We start from the raw sequence: 19,995 nt of genomic DNA, 5'->3' as shown, positions 1-19,995 counted from the left end.
CAGGCGCCTCAGTAGTGGACACGCCGCTCGATGAAGCGGAACTGCACGACGGTAAGGGTCATGACGATGATCATCAGGATCACGGACTGCGCCGCCGAACCGCCGAAATCGCTGCCGCGGAACCCGTCGTTGACGACCTTGAAGACCAGGATGTTGGTATCAGCGCCGGGGCCGCCCTTGGTCAGCGCGTCGATCACGCCGAAGGTGCCAAAAAAGGCATAGATGACGTTGACCACCAGCAGGAAGAAGCCGGTCGGCGACAGCAGCGGGAACATGATGGTCCAGAAACGGCGTCCCGGCCCGGCGCCGTCGATCGCCGCCGCCTCGATCAGCGACTTGGGAATCGACTGCAGGCCGGCGAGGAAGAAGATGAAGTTGTAACTGATCTGGTTCCAGCAGGCGGCGAAGATCACCAGCCACATCGCCTGGTTGCCGTCGAGCTGGTGGTTCCAATCGACGCCGATACGGTCGAGCCAGTAGGCGAGGATGCCGACGCGCGGATTGAACAGAAAGCCGAACAGCACGCCGGCGACCGCCGGTGCCACGGCATAGGGCCACACCAGGAAGGTCTTGTAGGCGGTGGCGCCGCGCAAGGTGCGGTCAGCCATCACCGCCAGCAGCAGCGCCAGCGCCAGGCCGATCAGGGTCACCATCAGGCTGAAGAAGATTGTGATGCGCGCCGAATGCCAATAGGCAGAATCGGTGAGGAGCCGCTCGAAATTGGCGAGCCAGACGAAGCGCGTGTTGCCGCCGAAGGCATCTTCGATGATCAGCGACTGCCAGATCGCCTGGCCCGAGGGCCAGATGAAGAAGGCGACCGTGACGAAAAGCTGCGGCGCCAGCAGCATGTACGGCAGCAGCTTATCGTCGAACGTGACGCGCTTGTGCATGGGGTAAGATCGGAAAAGGAAGGACCCCTCCCCGCCGCGCGGCGGAGAGGGGTCGCGATGCCTACTTGTTGGCGGCTTCGAAGTCGCGCAGCAAACGGTTGCCGCGGGCCGTGGCGTCATCGAGCGCCTGCTTGGCGGTCTTCTTGCCAGACCACACCGACTCGAGCTCCTCATCGACGATGTCGCGGATCTGCACGAAGCTGCCGATGCGCAGGCCCTTGGAGTTTTCGGTCGCCGGATTGAGCTGCAGCTGCTTCACCGCGATGTCACGCCCGGGGTTGGTCTTGTAGAAACCGGCCTTCTCCGTGATATCGGCCGCCGACGCGGTGATCGGCACGTAGCCGGTCTCCTGGTGCCACTTCGCCTGCACGTCGCCGCGCGAGAGGTAGGTGAAGAACTTGGCGACGCCGGCATACTCCTCTTTCGGCTTGCCCTGCAGCACCCACAGCGTGGCGCCACCGATAATCGAGTTCTGCGGCTGCGCCCGGACCTTCGGATCGTGCGGCATCATGGCCATGCCGAACTTGTCCTTGCCCAGCGCCCTGCCGATCGCCGCGGCCGAAGCCGACGACGCGATATGCATGGCGCAGTCGCCGGCATTGAACATCGCCGTCGACTTGCCCTCACGGCCGCCATAAACGAAGACTTTGTCCTTGCCCCAGTCGGCCAGCCGCTGGATGTGCGCGATGCGTGCCGGATCGTTGATCTTCAACTCGATGTCCAGGCCGCCGAAGCCGTTGGCTTTGGTGGCGAAAGGCAGATCGTGCCAGGCACCGAAATTCTCGATCATCGTCCAGGTCTGCCACTGCGGCGTGAACCCGCACTTGGCGCCGGCGGCGACCAGCTTCTTGCCCATTTCCCCGACTTCGTCCCAGGTCTTGGGCGGCTTCTCGGGGTCGAGGCCGGCCTTCTGGAAGAGCTCCTTGTTCCAGTAGAACACCGGCGTCGAGGAGTTGAACGGCAGTGACAGCAGCTTGCCGTCGGTGGTCGAGTAATAGCCGTAGACCGGACCGATATAGGTCTTGGGATCGAACGGCTCCTTGGAGTCGGCCATCAGCTGGTGCACCGGATAGATGGCGCCCTTGGCGGCCATCATCGTGGCGGTACCGACCTCGAAGACCTGCACGATGTGCGGATGCGCGTTCTGCCTGGCACGGAAGGCGGCGATCGCGGCCGTCAGGGTCTCGGTGTAGGAGCCCTTGTAGACCGGCACGACCTTGTACTCGCTCTGCGACTTGTTGAATCCCTCGGCCAGGGCGTTGACCGTCTCGCCGAGGTTGCCGCCCATGGCGTGCCACCACTGCACTTCCTTCTGCGCCCAGGCGGGGGATACCGCCAGGATCGCGGCGACAGCCGTCGCCATCGTCAGATGTTTCATTCGCATGATGTCTTCCCTCCGTCCGGGTCGGAACGTTACCCGTAATCCGTCCCTGTTACCGTGCCGTGTCATGCCGGCCTTGCAGAGAAGGTAGAGGGATCGCGCGCGGATCGGAAGAGGGTTTTGTCATGAATCTGTCACATCGGCGATTCGCCGCTGTGGATCAGCCCGTCAGTGCCGCCAGAATCACGTCGGGCGAGTCGGTGATGACGCAGTCGACGCCCATGGACACCAGTTCGCGCGCCTTGGAGGAATCGTTGATGGTGTAAACACTCAGCAGATAGCCTGCTGCCTTAATCTCGGCGGCGCGGCCCGCGGTCAGCTTCTTGCCATTGGTGTTGACCCCGATGGCGCCGACGGCCTCGGCGCGGAGACGCCAGTCGTCGCGCAGCTCGTCGATCAGGATGGCGCGCGGGTATTCCGGCGCGGCCTCGAGCGCCGCGGCCAGCGCCGCGTCCTTGAAGCTCGACAGCAGCGGCGTCGGCAGATGCGCCGGCCAGCGCGCGCGCAGGATCTCGACCGCCGCCTGCGCCGTCTGCGCCTCGCGGCCCGGGCAGGGCTTGATCTCGACATTGGCCCCGAGGCCCTCATCGCCCAGGCAGCCGATCGCCTCGACGAAGCTCGGCACGCGCTGTCCGGCGTAGCGCGGCGCCATCCAGCTGCCGGCATCGAGGCCGCTGATCTGCGTCCACGATGTGGCCGACGCCAGCCGATCGAGGCCGGCAGTGCGCTTCAGCGATTCGTCGTGCATCAGCATGGCCACGCCGTCGGCCGACAGCTTGACGTCGAACTCGACCCAGGTCGCGCCGCGCCGGCGTGCCTCGCGCAGCGAGGCCAGCGTGTTCTCCGGGGCGTAGGTGGCGGCGCCGCGATGGCCGATGACCCGGGGCAGCTCAAGTGACGGCAAAGGCATGGCGCCGCGACACTAGGCATCGAAGTGGCTGCCGTCCACATCGGCCTTTGCGCTTTACCTTCAACATGGCGCTGCCGTTAAATGCGGCAACGACATCGACGGCAAGAGGGGGTAGCGCAGCGTCATGGCCGTCGGCCCATGGGAAATGATCGCGGCGGCGCAGGCGCTGTTCCTCGTGCTGGCGCTCGCCGGCTGCGCCACCGGGCGGGTTCGCGCGCTGATTCCCCTGTGCTACGCCGGCGCGGCGATCGCCTGCCTGCTGATGCTGGCGACGGCGGTGCCGGTGTTGCTGGCGACGACGCCCGAGACCGCGGTTCTGCGCACCTCCCTGCCGGTGGGCCTGCCCGAGCTGCGTGCCAATCTGCGGCTCGACGGCCTGTCGGCAGCGTTCATCGTCATCGTCGATGTCGCGGCGCTGTTCGCCTGCTGCTTCGGCGCCGGCTATGACCGCGATCACGCCGATCCGCCGCGCATCCTGGCGCCATTCCCGGCCTTCCTGCTCGGCATGAACCTCGCGATGCTGGCCGACGACGCCTATGTCTTCCTGGTCGGCTGGGAGTTCATGTCGCTGTCGTCGTGGCTGCTGGTGCTGGCGAGCGACGAGGATGGCGAGGCGCGCCGCGCCGGCCTGGTCTACCTGCTGATGGCCTCGCTCGGCGGGCTGTCGCTGCTGATGTGCTTCGGCGTGCTCGCCGGCTCGGGCGGCGGCTACACCTTCGACGCCATGCGCGGCGCCAATCTGTCGCCGGCGCTCGCCAGCCTGGCGTTTCTCGCGCTGCTCGTCGGCGCCGGCTCCAAGGCCGGCCTGGCGCCGCTGCACCTGTGGCTGCCGCTCGCCCATCCGGCGGCACCCAGCCATGTCTCCGCTCTGATGAGCGGCGCGATGACCAAGGTCGCGATCTACGCCCTGGTACGCCTGCTGTTCGACGTGCTGGGCACGCCGTTGTGGTGGTGGGGCGGATTGCTCGCCCTGCTCGGCGCGGTAACGGCGGCGCTGGGCGCGCTGCAGGCGCTGACGCGCGACGACACCAAGGTGACGCTGGCCTATTCGACGATCGAGAACATCGGCGTGATCTCGGCCGCTCTGGGGCTCGCCGTCGCCTTCCGCGCCGCCGGGCTTGGCGTGCAGGCGACGATGGCGCTGATGGCGGCGATGTTCCATGCCGTCAACCACATGCTGTTCAAGTCGCTGCTGTTCATGGCGGCGGGCGCGGTCCTGCACGCCACCGGCAGCCGCGACATGGCGAGGCTGGGCGGGCTGGTCCACCTGATGCGACTGACCGCGCCCATCACCCTGGTTGGTTGCCTTGCCGCCTCCGCGCTGCCGCCGCTCAACGGCTTCGCCTCGGAGTGGCTGATCTTCCAGGCGACGATCGAGGCCCTGGAGCTGCCGCGCTGGGAGCTGAAGTTCCTGGTGCCCGTCGTCGCCACCCTGCTGGCGCTGGCCGCGGCGCTGGCGGCGGCCGGCTACGTCCGCTTTTTCGGCACGGTGTTCCTGGGCCGCAGCCGGGACCCTGCCGCCGGCAGGGCGCATGACCCGGGGTTCGCCATGCTGGCGCCGCTGGCGGCGCTTGCCGCGCTCTGCGTCGCGATCGGGGCCGTGCCCAGCGTCGTCGTCGAACCCTTGGCCCAAGTCGCCGCCTGGCTGTCGGGCGCTCCAGGCCAGGTCGAACGCAGCGCCGGCGGAGTCGGGCCCTTCCCGACCCTGGCACTGCGCACGCTCGAGGAGCCGCTGGCGATCTATAGCGGTATCGTCGCCCTGCTCGCGCTTGTCGCGCTGGCCGGCGTCATCGTCGGCCTGGTCGGCGCTCTCTCGCCGAGGCCGTCGCGGCGCGGGCCGGCGTGGGATTGCGGCTTCCCCGATCCGACGCCGGCGACACAGTACACGCCCTCGAGCTTCGCCCAGCCGCTGCGCCGCATCTTCGGCACGCACATCCTGGCGGCCCGCGACGGCGTGACGATGCCGCCGGCGGGTGCCACGTCGCCCGCGACCTTTACGCCGAGGCTGGTCGACCCGGCCTGGCGTTGGGCCGCCGATCCGCTGATCGGCGCGGTGCGCGCCATCGCCGACCGGCTCAACCGCACGCAGTTCCTGCCGATCCGCATGTACCTCGCCTTCATGTTCGCGACCCTGCTCACGCTGCTGTCGATCGTCGCGGTGAGCCGATGAGCGCGGTGCTGCTCCTGCTGCAGCTCGTCCTGCCGGTGGCCCTGGCGCCGCTGCTCACCGGCGTCGTGCGAAAGGTCAAGGCGCGTCTGCTGGGCCGGCGCGGCCCGCCGCTGCTGCAGCCCTACCGCGACCTCGCCCGCCTTATGCGCAAGGAGCCGGTGATCGCGACCAACGCCTCCTGGCTGTTCCGCGGCGCGCCCTACGGGGCGCTGGCGGCGATATGGGCGGCGGCGGCGGCGACGCCGACCTTCGCGATGGGTGCCTCGCTGGGCTTCGGTCTCGACCTCATCGCCGTCGTCGGCTTGCTGGCGCTGTCGCGCGTGCTGATCGCGCTGGCGGGCATGGATGTCGGCACCAGCTTCGGCGGCATCGGCTCGAGCCGCGAGATGGCGATCGCGGCACTGGCCGAGCCGGCGACCCTGGCCGCGATCCTCGCGGTCGCCCTGGTGACGCACAGCACCATGCTGCCCCATATCGCCGACACCATGCGCGCCGGCGTCGGCCTGCGCGTCTCGCTGGCGCTGGCGCTGGCGGCGCTGCTGATGGTGGCGATCGCCGAGACCGGCCGCATCCCGATCGACAATCCGGCGACGCATCTCGAACTCACCATGGTGCACGAGGCGATGGTGCTGGAGTACTCCGGCCGCCATCTGGCGCTGATCGAGCTGGGCGCCATGGTGAAGCTGGCGCTCTACCTCTCGCTGATCGCCTGCATCTTCGCGCCCTGGGGCCTGGCCAACGACGCCGCGCCGCTGGCACTGCTGCTGGGCGTCGCGGCATGGATGGGCAAGCTGGCGCTGGCCGGCGTGGCGCTGGCGGTGTTCGAGACCTCCATCGCCAAGCTGCGGGTCTTCCGCTACCCCGAATTCCTCGGCGCGGCGCTGTTGCTGGGCCTGCTCGCCATCATCTACCTCTTCCTCTCGCGGACGCTGCGATGAGTCCGATCGCCTACGACATCGCCCACCTGCTCGGCGCGCTGGTGCTGACCTTGAGCTTCGCCCTGCTCTATCAGCGCCGCGTCACCGGCGCGATCAACGCCGTGGCGCTGCAGGCCGCGACGCTCGCGGCCGCCGCCGCCTGGCAGGCCGCCGCGCGCGACGCCGGTCATCTCTACGCCACGGCAGCGATCGCGCTGCTGTTCAAGGCGATCGGCGTGCCGCTGATGCTGCACTGGCTGGTGCGCAAGCTCGACCTGCACCGCCAGGTGCAGCCGGCGCTGGGCATCACCTGGACCATGGCGCTGGGCGTGATCGTCGCCGCGCTGTCGATCCTGCTGGTGCTGCCGGTGACCGTGGGCGAGGCGGCGTTGGCGCGCGAGGATCTCGCCTTCGCGCTTGCCGTGGCGCTGATCGGCCCGCTGCTGATGATCGCCCGGCGCAACGCCGTTGTGCAGGTCATCGGCTTCATGTCGATGGAGAACGGTCTGATCCTGGCCGCAGTCGGCGTCAACGGCATGCCGCTGGTGGTCGAAGCCAGCGTCGCCTTCTCGGTCATGGTGGCGACGCTGGTGTTCGGCGTCTTCTTCTTCCACATCCGCGAGCGCTTCGATTCCTTCGACGTCGACACCATCGAGCAGCAGCGCGGGGACCGCCACCCGTGAACGCGCTGATCGCCGTCCTCGCCGTGCCCGCCGCTGCCGCCGCCATCCTGGCGCTGATCAGCGACTGGCGAATTGCGCGTTGGCTCAACGTGCTGGCCAGCCTCGGCACATTCGTCGCCGCCTGTGCGCTGTTCGTCGTCGACCGTCCACCCTCCGGCGGCTTCCTGCTGGTCGACGATTTCAACATCTACCTGATCGCGCTCACCGCCTTCGTGGCGCTGACCACGGCGCTGTTCAGCGCCACGTACATCGCCCACGAGGTCGACACCGGCCGGCTCACGCCCACCCTGCTGCGCTTCTATCATGCGATGTACCAGGCCTTCGTCTGGTCGATGCTGATGGCGCTGGCGGCCGACAATCTCGGCCTGATGTGGGTCGCGGTCGAGGGCGCCACGCTCAGCACCGCGCTGATGGTCAGCCTCTACCGCACGCCGGCGGCGATCGAGGCGGCGTGGAAGTATTTCATCCTCTGCGGCGTGGGCGTGGCGCTGGCGCTGTTCGGCACCATGCTGACCTACCTCGCGGCCCAGCCGGTGATGGGCGGCGGCATGCCGGCGATCACGTTCACCCAATTGCTGGCGCGCGCCGCCGAGTTCGACGCCGCCCTGCTCAACGTCGCTTTCGTCTTCCTGCTCGCCGGCTACGGCACCAAGGTCGGGCTGGCGCCGTTCCACGCCTGGCTGCCCGACGCGCATGCCGAGGGGCCCACGCCGATCTCCGCCGTGCTGTCGGGCCTGTTGCTCAATGTCGCGCTCTACGCCGTGCTGCGCTGCAAGATGCTGCTGGCGGCCAATCCGGGCGCGCTGGCACCCGGCCCGCTGATGATCGCCATGGGACTGGGCTCGCTGATGCTGGCCAGCCTGATGCTCTACCGCCGGCGCGACATCAAGCGGCTCTTTGCCTATTCCTCGATTGAGCACATGGGCATCTGCGCCTTCGCCTTCGGCATCGGCGGACCGCTCGCCAACTTTGCCGGCCTCCTGCACATGACGATGCACAGCCTGGTGAAGTCGGCGATCTTCTTCACCGTCGGCCATGTCTCGCAGGTCAAGGGCACGCAGCGCATCAGCGAGATCGGCGGGTTGACGCGCAGCCATCCAGTGATTGGCTGGTCGCTGGCCGCCGGCGTCCTGGCGATTGCCGGCCTGCCGCCCTTCGGCGTCTTCACTTCGGAGTTTCTGATCGTCACCTCCGCCTTCGCGCGCGAGCCGCTGCTCGCCCTGCCCTTTGCCGCCGGCCTGCTGATCGGCTTCGGCGCGCTGATCCTGCGATTGCAGGAATTCTGTTTCGGCCCGGCCACGCCCAACGCGCCGTCGAGCGCACATCCCTCGATCCTGCCGGTATGGCTGCATCTCGGCCTGGCGCTGACCGCCGGCGTCTGGCTGCCCGAGCCACTGGTCGCCTGGTTCCGCGCCGTGGCGCGGCTGCTCGGGTAAGGCGATGAGCGACCAGCGCCAGCCAATGCACGATGTGCTCGCCACGCTGGGAGAGCGGGTCGTCGCGCGCGCCGCTTGGCCGCGCTTCGCCCTTGATGGCGCCGGCTGGGCGAGCCTGATCGAAACGCTTGGCCGCCGGCACTGGCCGCTACTGGCGATGTGGGCCGACGGCGAGAGCGTGCATGTGGCGCTGGAGGATCACGCACCGGGTGCTTTCGCCATCGCCTCGCATGCCTGCGTCGACAGACGCTATGCCTCGCTGGCGGTCCGGCGGCCGGCGGCAATCCGCTTCGAGCGGGCGATTCGTGACCTCGCCGGCCTCGACGCGCAGGGCTCGCCCGATGTCCGTCCATGGCTCGATCACGGCCAGTGGACCGGCAGGTCGACGGCGCGCCCGGCCACCGAGTACCGCTTCCTGCCGGTCGAGGGCGACGGGCCGCACCAGATCCCGGTCGGCCCGGTGCACGCCGGCATCATCGAGCCCGGCCATTTCCGCTTCCACGCTAACGGCGAAACCGTCGTGCGGCTGGAGGCGCGCCTGGGCTACGTCCACAAGGGTACCGAGGCGCTGATGGTGGGCCGCGCGCCGGTCGAGGCGGCGAAGCTGGCGGCACGCATCTCCGGCGACTCCACCGTGGCGCATTCGATCACATTCGCCCGCGCCGTCGAGGCGGCCACCGGGCTCGACATCCCGGCGCGCGCCCACTGGATCCGCGGCGTGATGGCGGAGTGGGAGCGCATCGCCAACCACCTGGGCGATATCGGCGCGATCTGCAACGACGCCTCGTTCCCCTATCTCCAGGCCAAGTGCACGATGCTGCGTGAAAAGGTGCTGCAGGCCTGCGCCGCCGCCTTCGGCCATCGGCTGATGATGGACAAGGTCGTGCCCGGCGGCGTCTGCGTCGACCTCGCGCCGGAGCACGCCGCGTCTTTCGCCGGGCTGGCGCACGACATCGCGCCGGCCTTTGCCGAGATCTGCGCAGTCTACGACTCCAAGGGCTCGTTGCTCGACCGTACGGCAACCACAGGCATCACGCGGCGCGCCGAGATCGAGCGCTACTGGCCCGGCGGCTATGTCGGCCGCGCCGCCGGCGCCGGCCGCGACGCGCGCAAGAGCCCGGGCTACGCGCCCTATCCCGAACTCACCTTCGTCATGCCGGTCATGGCCGACGGCGACGTCGAGGCTCGGGTGCGCATCCGCATGGAGGAGGTGCGCCAGAGCCTGACCCTGATCGAGCGCATGCTGGTGCGCATGCCCGACGGCGCGGTGCTCAGCCCGCTGCCCGCGACCGGCGGTGAGGGTGCCGCGCTGGTCGAGGCGTTCCGCGGCGAGATCTTCGCCTGGGTGCGGCTGGCCGACGACGGCAGCGTGGCGCGCTACCACGCGCGCGACGCCTCGTGGCTGCAATGGCCGCTGCTCGAGACGGCGGTCCACGACAACATCGTCGCCGACTTCCCGTTGTGCAACAAATCGTTCAATTGCTCCTACTCCGGTCACGACCTCTGATGTTCAAGGACCTCGCCCGCACGCTCTTCGCCAGGCCGTTGACCATCGACGGTCCGCCGGCCGGCGACGCCGCGCTGGCCGAGCTGGCACAGGTCGTCGACGGCATGGCGAAGAAGCGTCTGGGAAGGAGCCTGGCGATCCGCGAGATCGACGCCGGCTCGTGCAACGGCTGCGAACTGGAGATCCACGCCCTCAACAATCCGCTCTACGACCTCGAGCGCTTCGGCATCCGCTTCGTCGCCTCGCCGCGCCACGCCGACGTGCTGCTGGTCACCGGACCGGTCAGCCTCAACATGAAGGAGGCGCTGCTGCGCACCGTCGACGCCACGCCCGAGCCGCGCTGGGTGGTGGCCGCGGGCGACTGCGCCTGCAGCGGCGGCGTCTTCGCCGGCTCCTATGCCTGCGCCGGCGCGCTCGACGGCGTCGTGCGGGTCGATCTCCGCATACCGGGCTGCCCGCCGACGCCGATCCAGCTGCTGCAGGGCCTTCTGGCGCTGCTCGAGACCTCGGCCGCGAAGCGCTGATGGCGGTGCTCGACGCCTTCCGCCTCGACGACCAGGTGGCCCTGGTGACGGGCGCCGCGCGCGGCCTGGGCTGGGAGATGGCGCAGGCCTTCGCCGAGGCGGGCGCGCTGACCGTGCTGCACGGCCGCACCGCGGAGGCGGTGGAGCCGCGCGCCACGGAACTCGCGCGCCGCGGTCTCGCCGCCGACACGATCGGCTTCGACATGGCCGACGTCCCCGCCGTAGAGCGCACGATGGACGCGCTGCTGGCGCGCCATGGCCGGGTCGACATCCTGCTCAACAATGTCGGCGAGCGCGACAGGCGTTCCGTGCAGCGCATCGAGCCGGAGGATTTCGACCGTCTGATCGCCGTCGATCTGGGTGCCGTCTATCGCCTGATCAAGCGCGTGATGCCGGGCATGATCGAGCGCCGTCACGGCCGCGTTATCTGCGTCACCTCGATCGTCGATCAGCTGGCGGCCAACGGCTCACCGTCCTACACCGCCGCCAAGGGCGGCCTCGCTGCGCTCACACGCGCGTTGGCCGCCGAGCTCGGACGCCATGGCATCACCTGCAACGCGATCGCGCCCGGTTTCTTCGCCACCGAGACCAACACGGCCATGACCCAGGGCGAATCCGGCGCGCAGCGCGCGCGCCGCGTGCCGCTCAGTCGCTGGGCCGAACCCAGAGAGATCGCCGGCGCCGCCCTGCTGCTGGCATCGCCGGCCGGCAGCTACATCAACGGTCATACCCTGGTCGTCGACGGCGGCATCTCCGCCACCTACGACATGCTGTGATGAGCGATTCCCGAAACATCGAGACCGCGCGGCTGTCGTTGCGGCCGGTCGACGAGGCCGACTTCACAGAACTCGCCGCGCTGATGGCCGATCCGGCGGTCGGCGGCCTGTTGCAGCACGGCGTGCTCGACGCCGACGCCGCGCGCCGGATGCTCGACGGCTACCTGGCGATCTGGCGCGACAAGGGCTACGGCATGTTCTCGCTGCGCCGGCGCGGCGATGGCCGCTTCGTCGGCATCTCCGGGCTGTGGGACCACCACGACGGCATCGGGATCGCCAGCCGCGTCGCCATCGCTCGCTGGGCCAAGGGCGAGGGCTATGCGCCCGAGGCCGGCATGGCGGTGCTGCGTTTTGCCTTCGAGACACTCGGCATCGACCAGGTCTGGGCGGTGACGCGCGAGAGCAATCCCGACGCGCAGCGCGCCCTGGCGAAGATGGGCTGGACGCTGAAGTTGCGCTATGAGAGCGATGGCAAGGTGCTGCTGCGGTTCAACGTGTCCCGCGCGCAGTGGTTGGCGCGGGAGAAGCACATATGAGAATCGGGTCGTTGGTGGTTGGCCTCGCTGTCGCGGTGGTCGCGACGCCGTCACTGGCGGCAGGCGACGCACCGCATGTCGATGGCGCGAGGCTCAGCCTGATCTGGGTGCTTCCGTTCGCCGGCATTCTGCTGTCGATCGCGTTGATGCCGCTGTTCGCCGCGGGGTTCTGGCACCACCACTACGGCAAGGTATCGGCCGCCTGGGCGCTGGCCTTCGTCGTGCCCTTCGCCGCCATCCACGGCTTGCCGACCGGATTGTACGAGGTCGCGCACACCCTGCTGCTCGAGTACATCCCCTTCATCATCCTGCTGCTGGCACTGTTCACCGTCACGGGCGGCATCCGCATCGTCGGGAACCTGCACGGATCGCCGTCGATGAACACCACCCTGCTGGCGATCGGCACCGTGCTCGCCGGCTGGATGGGCACGACCGGCGCCTCGATGCTGCTGATCCGCCCGCTGATCCGCGCGAACGACGATCGCCGGCACAAGATCCACGTCTTCGTCTTCTTCATCTTCCTGGTGTCGAATATCGGCGGCGCGCTGACCCCCCTGGGCGATCCGCCGCTGTTCCTCGGCTTTCTCAAGGGAGTGTCGTTCTTCTGGCCGACGTCGCACCTTTTCACCGAGATGCTGCTGTGCTGCATCGTGCTCTTGGTCGCCTTCTATGCGATCGACAGCTATTGGTACCGCAAGGAAGGGCATCTCCCGATAGACCCCACCCCCGACTCACCGATCCGCCTCCAGGGCGGCGCGAACATCGTGCTGCTCACGGCCATCGTCGGCGTCGTGCTGATGAGCGGCACCTGGAAGCCGGGCGTGACCTGGACGATCTACCACGTGGACGTCGAGCTGCAGAACGTGATGCGCGATGCGGCGCTCCTGGCCATAACCTTCGCCTCGATGAAGCTGACGTCGAAGGTGACGCGCGACGGCAACGGCTTCACCTGGGGGCCGATCCTCGAGGTCGCGAAGCTCTTCGCCGGCATCTTCCTCACCATCATCCCCGCCATCGCCATCCTCAAGGCCGGCCGCGACGGAGCGCTGGCACCGCTGGTGGCGCTGGTCTCGCGAGCCGACGGCACGCCGATGGACGTCTGGTACTTCTGGCTGACCGGCATCCTGTCGAGCTTCCTGGACAATGCACCGACCTATCTCGTGTTCTTCAATCTCGCCGGTGGCGACGCGGTGAACCTGATGGGGCCGCTGGCCTCGACGCTGGCGGCGATCTCCTGCGGCGCCGTGTTCATGGGCGCCAACACCTATATCGGCAACGCGCCAAACTTCATGGTCAAGGCCGTCGTCGAGGATGCCGGCATCCGCATGCCGAGCTTCTTCGGCTACATGGCGTGGTCCAGCGTCGTGCTGTTGCCGCTCTTCGTGCTGGTGACGCTGGTATTCTTCCGCTGACTCATTGTCATCCCGAGCTCAGCGAGGCGCTCGGGACGACAGGCATCGCCTTCAGCGCAGATTGTCGTGTATCGCCTTGGCGATCGGCATCAGCTCGGCGCGCTCGATCTCACCGCTGATCGCGTAGCCCAGCGGCCCGTCGAGCCAGTAAAACGAACTCACCGGGCCGTCGGTGCGGAACAGGAACGCCGTCTCGCGGTTGGCCGGGTTGCGCGTCATGTAGACGGTGACGCGCCGGCCGGTCCGGTCCTCGTACATCAGCTGGCAGGCCGGCCCGTCGATCGCCGACAGCAGACGGCCGCCCACAAGGTTCCAGCCGATCGACGACAGATCCGGCGCCGACACCTTGGCGCCCATGCGGCGCGACAGCCAGGTCACCAAGTGGTCTCGCTCGCTGGCCGCGACCTCGACCGGATGGCGCTTCTCGACCACGAAAACGCGATGCGCCAGCACCGCCTCGCGCGTCAGCGCCACCTCGCGCCGGGTCGGTGGCGGCTCGAACCAGTGCGCGCCGAACCAGCCGCCCGTCGCGCCCAGCGCCAGCAGCGCCACGGCCGCGATCGCCTGCCACCACCGCGCCGGCCGCGCCCAGCGGCCGCGCGCCTCGGCGATCGCCTCGGTCAGCCGCGGCGGCACCGGCTCGTCGAGCGCCGGGTCGTAGAGCGCGCCCAGCAGGCGGCTCTGCTCGCGCCAGGCTGCGACTCTGGCGCGCGCCTCGGCGTTGGTGGTGAGATGCGCCTCGACCGCGCGCTTGCGCTCCACGCCTAGCCGTTCGTCGACATAGGCGTGCAGGTCGGCCTCTTCGATCGGGCCGTGTCCTGTCCGCTCGTGCGAGCTCATACGCCACTCCTCGGCACGGCACCTCGCTCGCCGCCCGCCATCCTCAATCGTTCGCGCGCCCGCGACAGGCGCGACATCACCGTCCCGATCGGCACGCCCAGCACGTCCGCGATCTCGGCGTAGGACATACCCTCCAGCGCCACCAGCAAGAGCACCTGACGGTGCTCCAGCGAGAGATGGCGCAGCGCCGCCAACATCTCGCGCGCCGCCAGGCTCTCGATCTGCGACGCCGGCCGGCCCGGCTCCATCACATCGTCGATCGACGCCGCACGCGGCCGCGACGCGGTGCGGCGCCGGTCGTTGGCATGCAGGTTGTGCATGATGGTGAACAACCAGGCGCGCAGGTTCCCGGGGCGCCGCCAGAGATGCGCACGCGACAGTGCCCGCTCCAGGCAGTCCTGTACCAGATCGTCGGCCACCTGCACGTCGCCCACCAGCGCGCGCGCGTAGCGGCGCAGCGCAGGTACGTGTTGCGGCAACAGATCCGGCAGGGCGTCCACGAATCCCATACAACCCGACCGGCGGCCGGCACGTCCAGCGAATTGCCGCGCGAGCCGAGCCCGTTACTGGTTCAACACCGCCGCGGCGCGGAAATTCCCCGGGGGAGCCGTGCGGCTCACGCCAGGGCCGACCGCCGCGCTCGAGCGACGATGGCCGCTCGAATAGGCATCGGATCGTGCTCGCCTTCGCCCGGCCGGAGTCGGCAGCGCCAATCAGGCCTTGGCGCGCGGGGCACCGAGCAGGTCGATGGGCAGGGGAAAGACAATCGTGGAACTCTTCTCGCCGGCGATGTTGGCCAGCGTGCCGAGATAACGCAGCTGCATCGCCTCGGGGCTGCGCGACATGGCCTCGCCGGCCTGCACCAGCTTCTCGGCCGCCTGCAGCTCGCCCTCGGCGTCGATGATCTTGGCGCGACGCAGGCGCTCGGCCTCGGCCTGCCGGGCGATGGCACGCACCATCTTCTCGTCGAGGTCGATGTGCTTGAGCTCGACGTTCGAGACCTTGATTCCCCAGGCGTCGGTCTGCTCGTCGAGGATGCGCTGGACATCGGAGTTGAGCTGGTCGCGCTCGGCCAGCATCTGGTCAAGCTCGTGCTGGCCGACCACGGAGCGCAGCGTGGTCTGAGCCAGTTCGCTGGTCGCCTGGTTGTAGGCCGCGACCTGAATGATGGCCTTCTCGGGCTCCAGCACGCGAAAATACACCACGGCGTTGACGCGCACCGAGACGTTGTCGCGCGAGATCACGTCCTGCGGCGGAACATCGAGCACACGGGTGCGCAGGTCGACCCGTTCCATGGTCTGGACCACCGGGATGACGAGGATCAGGCCGGGCCCCTTGACGCCCTGGAGGCGTCCCAGCGTGAACACCACCCCGCGCTCGTACTCGCGCAGGATGCGGATCGACATGGCGAGGATCGTGGCGATCACCAGGATCGGCAGCAGATAGGCCACCAGCTCGAGATTCGGCATGTCAGGACTCCTTCCCCAGCGGTCCGACGTGAAGCGTGAGGCCTTCGCGGCGATCGACGCGCACGCGCGTTCCGGGTTCCGCCGGCCGCTCCGCCCGCGCCGACCAGATCTCGCCGTGCACGCGCACCCGGCCGCGGCCGTCGCGCCATTCCACCACCTCGCCCTCGAGGCCGATCATCTCCTCGGCGCCGGTGACGACCGGCCGGCGGCGCGTGCGCAACGCCATGCCGGCGATGCCGACGATGAGCAGCGCGTTGGTGACCGCCGCGGCCAGCAGCACCGGCCAGCCGACGGCGAAATCGATGTCGGCGCCGGCCGGATCGAACAGGAACAGGCCGCCGACGATGAAGGCGGCGATGCCGCCCAGGCCGAGCACGCCGAAGCCCGGCGTGAAGGCCTCGATTCCCAGCATCACCAGGCCGCCCACGAGGAGCGCGACACCGGCGAAGTTGAGCGGCATCAGCGACAGAGCCATCAGGCCGACGACCAGGCAGATCGCGCCGACGATACCCGGGCCCGCCAATCCCGGGCTCCAGAACTCGAAGATGATGCCGTAGATGCCGATCATCAGCAGGATGAAGGCGATGTTGGGGTCGGTCACGACGGCGAGCAGCCGCGTCTTCCAGCTCGGCTCGAAGACGATCACCCGGGCGTGACGCGTCGCCAGTCTGCGCTCACCATCGGCGGTGCGCACCGTGCGCCCGTCGATGCGATCGAGCAGATCGTCGACGCTGCCGGCCAGCAGGTCGACGACTTTCTCCTTGGCCGCCTCCTCAGCCGTCAGCGTCGCGGCCTCGCGCACCGCCTTCTCGGCCCACTCGCCATTGCGGCCGCGCAGCTGCGCCAGGCTGCGCAGATAGGCCACCGCGTCGTTCACCACCTTGCGTTCCATCGCGTCGCCGCGGCCGCCTTCCGCAGGCTTGTCGTTGTCGCGACGCTGTGGCGCCGGCGCGCCGGGCGCGCCCATCTGGACCGGCGTGGCGGCGCCGAGATGCGTGCCCGGCGCCATGGCGGCGACGTGGGCGGCGTAGGCAATGTAGGTGCCGGCGCTGGCCGCCCGCGACCCGGCGGGGGCCACGAACACCGCCACGGGGATCGGCGAGGCGAGAATCGCCTGGATGATGTCGCGGGTCGCCGAAACCAGCCCGCCGGGTGTATCGAGACGCAGCACGATCAGTCCGGCGCGCTCGGCGCGGGCGCGGGCGAAGCCCTCCTCCAGCATGTGGCCAGTACCGACGCCGATCGCACCCCGGATATCCAGCACGATTACCGGGGCTGGCTCGGCGCGGATCGGCACCTCCTGTCCCGGCCCGGTCTGCGCGAGGGACCGCAGCGCGAGTGCCGCGACACACGACAGCGCGAGAATGAATGCGAGGCGTCGCAAGCGCATGGTCGCCTCCCGTTCGTTCACCGCTCGAGGCGGCAAAACGTCGCGTCAGTGTCGGCGTGGACGGAACCTCACGCAATCGAATTCCGCCGGTTTTTTCGACGTGCCGCCTCGCGGCGAAGCGCTATGTCACGCGGAAGTTCCTGAATTGCCAGGGATCGTCGCGGTCGACGTCCTCCGGGAACAGCTTCTCGCGATCGTGCAACGGGCTCCAGTCGCTGTAACGGCCGACCACCGGGCCGAGATAGGGCGTGCAGATCTCGAGATGGCGGTCGAAATCCATGTCGTCGGCCTCGACGATGCCGCGGTCGGGATTCTCGATCGCCCAGACGATGCCCGACAGCACCGGCGCGCAAACCTGCAGCGAGGTCGCATTGTTGTACGGTGCCAGTTCGCGCGCCTCGCCGATCGACAGCTGCGAACCGTACCAATAGGCGCCGCGCTCATGCCCCATCAGCAGCACGCCCAGTTCGTCGATGCCCGAGGTGATCTCGTCGACGATCAGCCGCTGGCGCTTTTGCTGGACCAGGTTCTTCCCGGCGATTTCGTGCATCGACATGATCGCCTGGTCGCACGGGTGATAGGCGTAGTGCACTGTCGGCCGGTATGCCGCCGTGGCGCCGTCACGGACGGTGAAGTAGTCGGCGATCGAGATCGACTCGTTGTGCGTGATGATGAAGCCGTGGAACGGCCCTTCCTTGGGCGTCCAGGTGCGTACGCGGGTGAGCAGGCCGGGCCGGTTCAGGTAGATCGCCGCATCACAGCCGAACTCGTGCCGCGCGGCATCCGGAGGCAGCGCCTTCTCGTGCGTTCCCCAGCCCATCTCAGCGGGCTGACACCCCTCCGATACGAAGCCGTCGATCGACCAGGTGTTGACGAACTCGCCGAGTTCCTTGGGCTTGGCCGAGACTTGGGTGTCGCGTTCGGCGATATGGATCACCTTGACGCCAAGCGAACGCGCCAGCGCCGCCCACTCGGCGCGCGAGTCGGGCTTGGCGACCGCCCGGCCGGTGTCGCGCGCGATGTTGAGCAGCGCGCGCTTGACGAAGTGCGACACGAGGCCGGGGTTTGCGCCATGGGCAATGACGGCGGTCGGCCCGGTGGCGAGCGACGCGCGCAGCTTCAGCGCGTTCTCGCGCAGCGCATAGTTGGAGCGCTGCGACACCGACAGATCGGGGTCGGTGTAGCCACCGGGCCACGGCTCGATGCAGGTGTCGATGTAGAGCGCGCCCTGCTGGTGCGCGAACTCGATCAGCGCCGTCGACGCCACCTCGACCGAGAGGTTGACGATGAAGTCACCGAAGCCGACCAGCTTCGACAGCGTGGCGCGGTAGTTGGCCTGGGTCAGGCGCTTGCGGATAAACTGGATGCCATAGCGCTTGGCCTCGGGCAGGCCGCCGCGATCCTCCGCCGAGATGATGGTGATCTGCGAGGGCTTGATGTCGATGTGACGCAGGACCAGCGGCAGCACACCCTGGCCGATCGAGCCGAAGCCGATCATCACCATGCGGCCCGAGAAGGCGACGTGCTTCTTCGGCGCGCGCCTGGAGGCGGCGGCCTTGGCGGTGCGCCGGGGCGCGGCCTTACGCGCGGCGGTTTTCTTTCGGGTGGCCATCTGTGTCGATCCTCGGCTGGCGGATGGTGGGGATGTGGAAGGACGAAACGCCGACGGGGCCTCTTGCAAGGCCCCGTCGTCATAGACCGTCTGGGCTCGAACTCTAGATGCAGTACGTCTTCAGCGGCTGGAAGCCGTTGAACGCCACGGACGCGTAGGTCGTCGTGTAGGCGCCGGTCGAGAGGATCTCGACCTTGTCGCCCACTTTCAGCGCCAGCGGCATCTTGTACTCGGTCTTCTCGTACAGGATATCGGCGCTGTCGCAGGTTGGGCCCGCGAGCACGACCGGGCCCGAACGGCCACCCGCGGGGTACGGCGTGGTGATCCGGTACTTGATGCTCTCGTCCATCGTCTCGGCCAGGCCGCCGAACTTGCCGACGTCGAGGTAGACCCAGCGCTTGCGGTCGTTGGCCGACTTGCGCGAGATCAGCACCACCTCGCTCTGCAGCACGCCGGCGTCGCCCACCATGGAGCGGCCCGGCTCGATGATCACCTCGGGCATGCGGTTGCCGAAGTGACGCACCAGCGCGCGCTGCACCGCCTCGCAGTACGCTTCAACGGGCGCCACGTCCTTGCGGTAGCGCGCCGGGAACCCGCCACCGAGATTGACCATCTTCAGGTCGACGCCGGTTTCGGCGAGGGCGTAGAACATCTGCGAGACTTGGGCGAGCGCGCGGTCCCACTGGTCGAGATCGGTCTGCTGCGAGCCGACATGGAAGGAGACGCCGTAGGCCTCCAGGCCCATTTCGTTGGCCCGCATCAGCAAGTCGCGCGCCATCTCCGGCGCGCAGCCGAACTTCTTCGACAGCGGCCACTCGGCGCCGCCGCAATCGACCAGCACACGGCAAAACACGCGCGCGCCCGGGGCCGAGCGGGCGAGCTTCTGCAGCTCCGCCTCGCTGTCGAAGGCGTACAGGCTCACACCGTTCTGGTGCGCCCAGGCGATGTCCTTCTCCTTCTTGATCGTGTTGCCGAAGGAGATGCGCTCGGCGCCGACGCCCTGCGCGAAGCACAGCTCGATCTCGCCGCGCGAGGCGGTGTCGAAGTGCGAGCCCAGCTTGCCAAGGCGCGCGAGCACCTCGTTCGCCGGGTTGGCCTTCATGGCGTAGAAGATCTTCGCCTGCGGCAGCAACTCGCGCATGCGGCGGTAGTTGAACTCGACGACGTCGAGATCGACCACCAGGCACGGGGTCTCGGGCTGCTTGTCGGCGAGAAAACGTCGGATACGGTCGGTCATTTCGAAAGAACCAGCCTCAAATGGAGTGCAGAGGACCGCGTCGCGGCGCCAGGCGCCGGAGCACGACAGACCAACACTCCCGGGTCATCCGTACGGATGCGCTACCGGGAGCGGCACATACTCGAGAGAGGGTTCTTCCGGCCGAACAGCACGCCGTAGCCCGAAGGCTCGAGCGCGAAGATCAGTCCGACAATGGGCGGGTGCTTCCGCCCCGCACGGATCGTATGCATGACAAAGGTCCCTTTCGGCGCCGGTCTGTTGCCGGCATTTCCAAGAAGGACGCTTTCCGTCGTTGCATAACCACT

Annotated in this window: 18 protein-coding genes; 9 read left to right on the top strand and 9 right to left on the bottom strand. The window is 68.5% G+C overall.

Features of this window, described 5'->3' with window-relative positions:
- Positions 1–8: 8 nt before the first annotated feature.
- The 3 genes from ugpA to ugpQ form a co-directional block, all read right to left on the bottom strand.
- On the bottom strand, positions 9–890 hold the full coding sequence (gene ugpA, locus KF889_04310) for a sn-glycerol-3-phosphate ABC transporter permease UgpA (protein ID MBX3498644.1): 882 nt from the start codon (positions 888–890) through the stop codon (positions 9–11).
- A gap of 61 nt (positions 891–951) precedes the next feature.
- Positions 952–2,274 (bottom strand): sn-glycerol-3-phosphate ABC transporter substrate-binding protein UgpB, encoded by a 1,323-nt coding sequence (gene ugpB / locus KF889_04305; protein MBX3498643.1) that lies wholly within the window; start codon positions 2,272–2,274, stop codon positions 952–954.
- 157 nt (positions 2,275–2,431) lie between these two features.
- Complete coding sequence (gene ugpQ, locus KF889_04300) at positions 2,432–3,181, bottom strand: glycerophosphodiester phosphodiesterase (GenBank protein MBX3498642.1); 750 nt, start codon at positions 3,179–3,181, stop codon at positions 2,432–2,434.
- A 145-nt stretch (positions 3,182–3,326) separates the two neighbouring features.
- Between ugpQ and hyfB the strand changes: the two genes are divergently transcribed.
- Genes hyfB through KF889_04255 form a run of 9 tightly spaced genes read left to right on the top strand, consistent with a single transcriptional unit; the run spans position 3,327 to position 13,142 of the window.
- Positions 3,327–5,351 carry a hydrogenase 4 subunit B gene (hyfB, locus tag KF889_04295; protein ID MBX3498641.1) on the top strand — a complete coding sequence of 675 codons (2,025 nt, stop codon included), beginning with the start codon at positions 3,327–3,329 and terminating at the stop codon, positions 5,349–5,351.
- A complete protein-coding gene (locus KF889_04290) occupies positions 5,348–6,289 on the top strand; it encodes an NADH-quinone oxidoreductase subunit H (protein MBX3498640.1) in 942 nt (313 codons plus the stop codon). Before hyfB ends, KF889_04290 begins: the two co-directional genes overlap by 4 nt.
- Positions 6,286–6,951 carry a hydrogenase-4 component E gene (locus tag KF889_04285; protein MBX3498639.1) on the top strand — a complete coding sequence of 222 codons (666 nt, stop codon included), beginning with the start codon at positions 6,286–6,288 and terminating at the stop codon, positions 6,949–6,951. The genes KF889_04290 and KF889_04285 overlap by 4 nt, the downstream gene beginning before the upstream one ends.
- On the top strand, positions 6,948–8,387 hold the full coding sequence (locus KF889_04280) for a hydrogenase 4 subunit F (GenBank protein MBX3498638.1): 1,440 nt from the start codon (positions 6,948–6,950) through the stop codon (positions 8,385–8,387). The genes KF889_04285 and KF889_04280 overlap by 4 nt, the downstream gene beginning before the upstream one ends.
- Before the next feature lie 25 nt (positions 8,388–8,412).
- Positions 8,413–9,894, top strand: coding sequence for a nickel-dependent hydrogenase large subunit (locus KF889_04275; GenBank protein ID MBX3498637.1), 1,482 nt, complete (start codon positions 8,413–8,415; stop codon positions 9,892–9,894).
- The gene (gene nuoB, locus KF889_04270) at positions 9,894–10,418 is read left to right on the top strand and encodes an NADH-quinone oxidoreductase subunit NuoB (protein ID MBX3498636.1); all 525 of its coding nucleotides are present in this window, start codon (positions 9,894–9,896) and stop codon (positions 10,416–10,418) included. Before KF889_04275 ends, nuoB begins: the two co-directional genes overlap by 1 nt.
- A complete protein-coding gene (locus KF889_04265) occupies positions 10,418–11,194 on the top strand; it encodes an SDR family oxidoreductase (protein MBX3498635.1) in 777 nt (258 codons plus the stop codon). Before nuoB ends, KF889_04265 begins: the two co-directional genes overlap by 1 nt.
- Entirely contained in the window at positions 11,194–11,730 is a 537-nt protein-coding gene (locus KF889_04260) for a GNAT family N-acetyltransferase (GenBank protein ID MBX3498634.1), read from the top strand. The genes KF889_04265 and KF889_04260 overlap by 1 nt, the downstream gene beginning before the upstream one ends.
- A complete protein-coding gene (locus KF889_04255; GenBank protein MBX3498633.1) occupies positions 11,727–13,142 on the top strand; it encodes a sodium:proton antiporter in 1,416 nt (471 codons plus the stop codon). The genes KF889_04260 and KF889_04255 overlap by 4 nt, the downstream gene beginning before the upstream one ends.
- 51 nt (positions 13,143–13,193) lie before the next feature.
- On the opposite strand, the gene KF889_04250 is transcribed toward KF889_04255, so the two are convergent.
- The 6 genes from KF889_04250 to KF889_04225 form a co-directional block, all read right to left on the bottom strand.
- Positions 13,194–13,982, bottom strand: coding sequence for an anti-sigma factor (locus KF889_04250; protein ID MBX3498632.1), 789 nt, complete (start codon positions 13,980–13,982; stop codon positions 13,194–13,196).
- Positions 13,979–14,482, bottom strand: coding sequence for an RNA polymerase sigma factor (locus tag KF889_04245; GenBank protein ID MBX3498631.1), 504 nt, complete (start codon positions 14,480–14,482; stop codon positions 13,979–13,981). The genes KF889_04250 and KF889_04245 overlap by 4 nt, the downstream gene beginning before the upstream one ends.
- A 213-nt stretch (positions 14,483–14,695) precedes the next feature.
- Positions 14,696–15,451 (bottom strand): slipin family protein, encoded by a 756-nt coding sequence (locus tag KF889_04240; protein ID MBX3498630.1) that lies wholly within the window; start codon positions 15,449–15,451, stop codon positions 14,696–14,698.
- Position 15,452: 1 nt separating this feature from the next.
- Positions 15,453–16,841: a nodulation protein NfeD gene (locus KF889_04235; GenBank protein ID MBX3498629.1), complete on the bottom strand. Its 1,389-nt coding sequence runs from the start codon at positions 16,839–16,841 to the stop codon at positions 15,453–15,455.
- Between the two features lie 121 nt (positions 16,842–16,962).
- Positions 16,963–18,453 (bottom strand): homospermidine synthase, encoded by a 1,491-nt coding sequence (locus tag KF889_04230; GenBank protein ID MBX3498628.1) that lies wholly within the window; start codon positions 18,451–18,453, stop codon positions 16,963–16,965.
- Between the two features lie 103 nt (positions 18,454–18,556).
- On the bottom strand, positions 18,557–19,690 hold the full coding sequence (locus KF889_04225) for a type III PLP-dependent enzyme (protein ID MBX3498627.1): 1,134 nt from the start codon (positions 19,688–19,690) through the stop codon (positions 18,557–18,559).
- Between the last annotated feature and the right edge of the window lie 305 nt (positions 19,691–19,995).

The organism is Alphaproteobacteria bacterium (genome assembly GCA_019635875.1).
Classification (GTDB): Bacteria; Pseudomonadota; Alphaproteobacteria; order Reyranellales; family Reyranellaceae; genus JAFAZJ01.
This window is presented reverse-complemented; position numbering and strand designations above follow the sequence as displayed.

What these genes read in the sequence shown, in the direction of transcription:
- ugpA (MBX3498644.1), bottom strand. Translation starts at nt 890, where the DNA reads ATGCACAAGCGCGTCACGTTCGACGATAAGCTGCTGCCGTACATGCTG.
- ugpB (MBX3498643.1), bottom strand. Translation starts at nt 2,274, where the DNA reads ATGCGAATGAAACATCTGACGATGGCGACGGCTGTCGCCGCGATCCTG.
- ugpQ (MBX3498642.1), bottom strand. Translation starts at nt 3,181, where the DNA reads ATGCCTTTGCCGTCACTTGAGCTGCCCCGGGTCATCGGCCATCGCGGC.
- hyfB (MBX3498641.1), top strand. Translation starts at nt 3,327, where the DNA reads ATGATCGCGGCGGCGCAGGCGCTGTTCCTCGTGCTGGCGCTCGCCGGC.
- KF889_04290 (MBX3498640.1), top strand. Translation starts at nt 5,348, where the DNA reads ATGAGCGCGGTGCTGCTCCTGCTGCAGCTCGTCCTGCCGGTGGCCCTG.
- KF889_04285 (MBX3498639.1), top strand. Translation starts at nt 6,286, where the DNA reads ATGAGTCCGATCGCCTACGACATCGCCCACCTGCTCGGCGCGCTGGTG.
- KF889_04275 (MBX3498637.1), top strand. Translation starts at nt 8,413, where the DNA reads ATGCACGATGTGCTCGCCACGCTGGGAGAGCGGGTCGTCGCGCGCGCC.
- nuoB (MBX3498636.1), top strand. Translation starts at nt 9,894, where the DNA reads ATGTTCAAGGACCTCGCCCGCACGCTCTTCGCCAGGCCGTTGACCATC.
- KF889_04265 (MBX3498635.1), top strand. Translation starts at nt 10,418, where the DNA reads ATGGCGGTGCTCGACGCCTTCCGCCTCGACGACCAGGTGGCCCTGGTG.
- KF889_04260 (MBX3498634.1), top strand. Translation starts at nt 11,194, where the DNA reads ATGAGCGATTCCCGAAACATCGAGACCGCGCGGCTGTCGTTGCGGCCG.
- KF889_04255 (MBX3498633.1), top strand. Translation starts at nt 11,727, where the DNA reads ATGAGAATCGGGTCGTTGGTGGTTGGCCTCGCTGTCGCGGTGGTCGCG.
- KF889_04250 (MBX3498632.1), bottom strand. Translation starts at nt 13,982, where the DNA reads ATGAGCTCGCACGAGCGGACAGGACACGGCCCGATCGAAGAGGCCGAC.
- KF889_04240 (MBX3498630.1), bottom strand. Translation starts at nt 15,451, where the DNA reads ATGCCGAATCTCGAGCTGGTGGCCTATCTGCTGCCGATCCTGGTGATC.
- KF889_04235 (MBX3498629.1), bottom strand. Translation starts at nt 16,841, where the DNA reads ATGCGCTTGCGACGCCTCGCATTCATTCTCGCGCTGTCGTGTGTCGCG.
- KF889_04230 (MBX3498628.1), bottom strand. Translation starts at nt 18,453, where the DNA reads ATGGCCACCCGAAAGAAAACCGCCGCGCGTAAGGCCGCGCCCCGGCGC.
- KF889_04225 (MBX3498627.1), bottom strand. Translation starts at nt 19,690, where the DNA reads ATGACCGACCGTATCCGACGTTTTCTCGCCGACAAGCAGCCCGAGACC.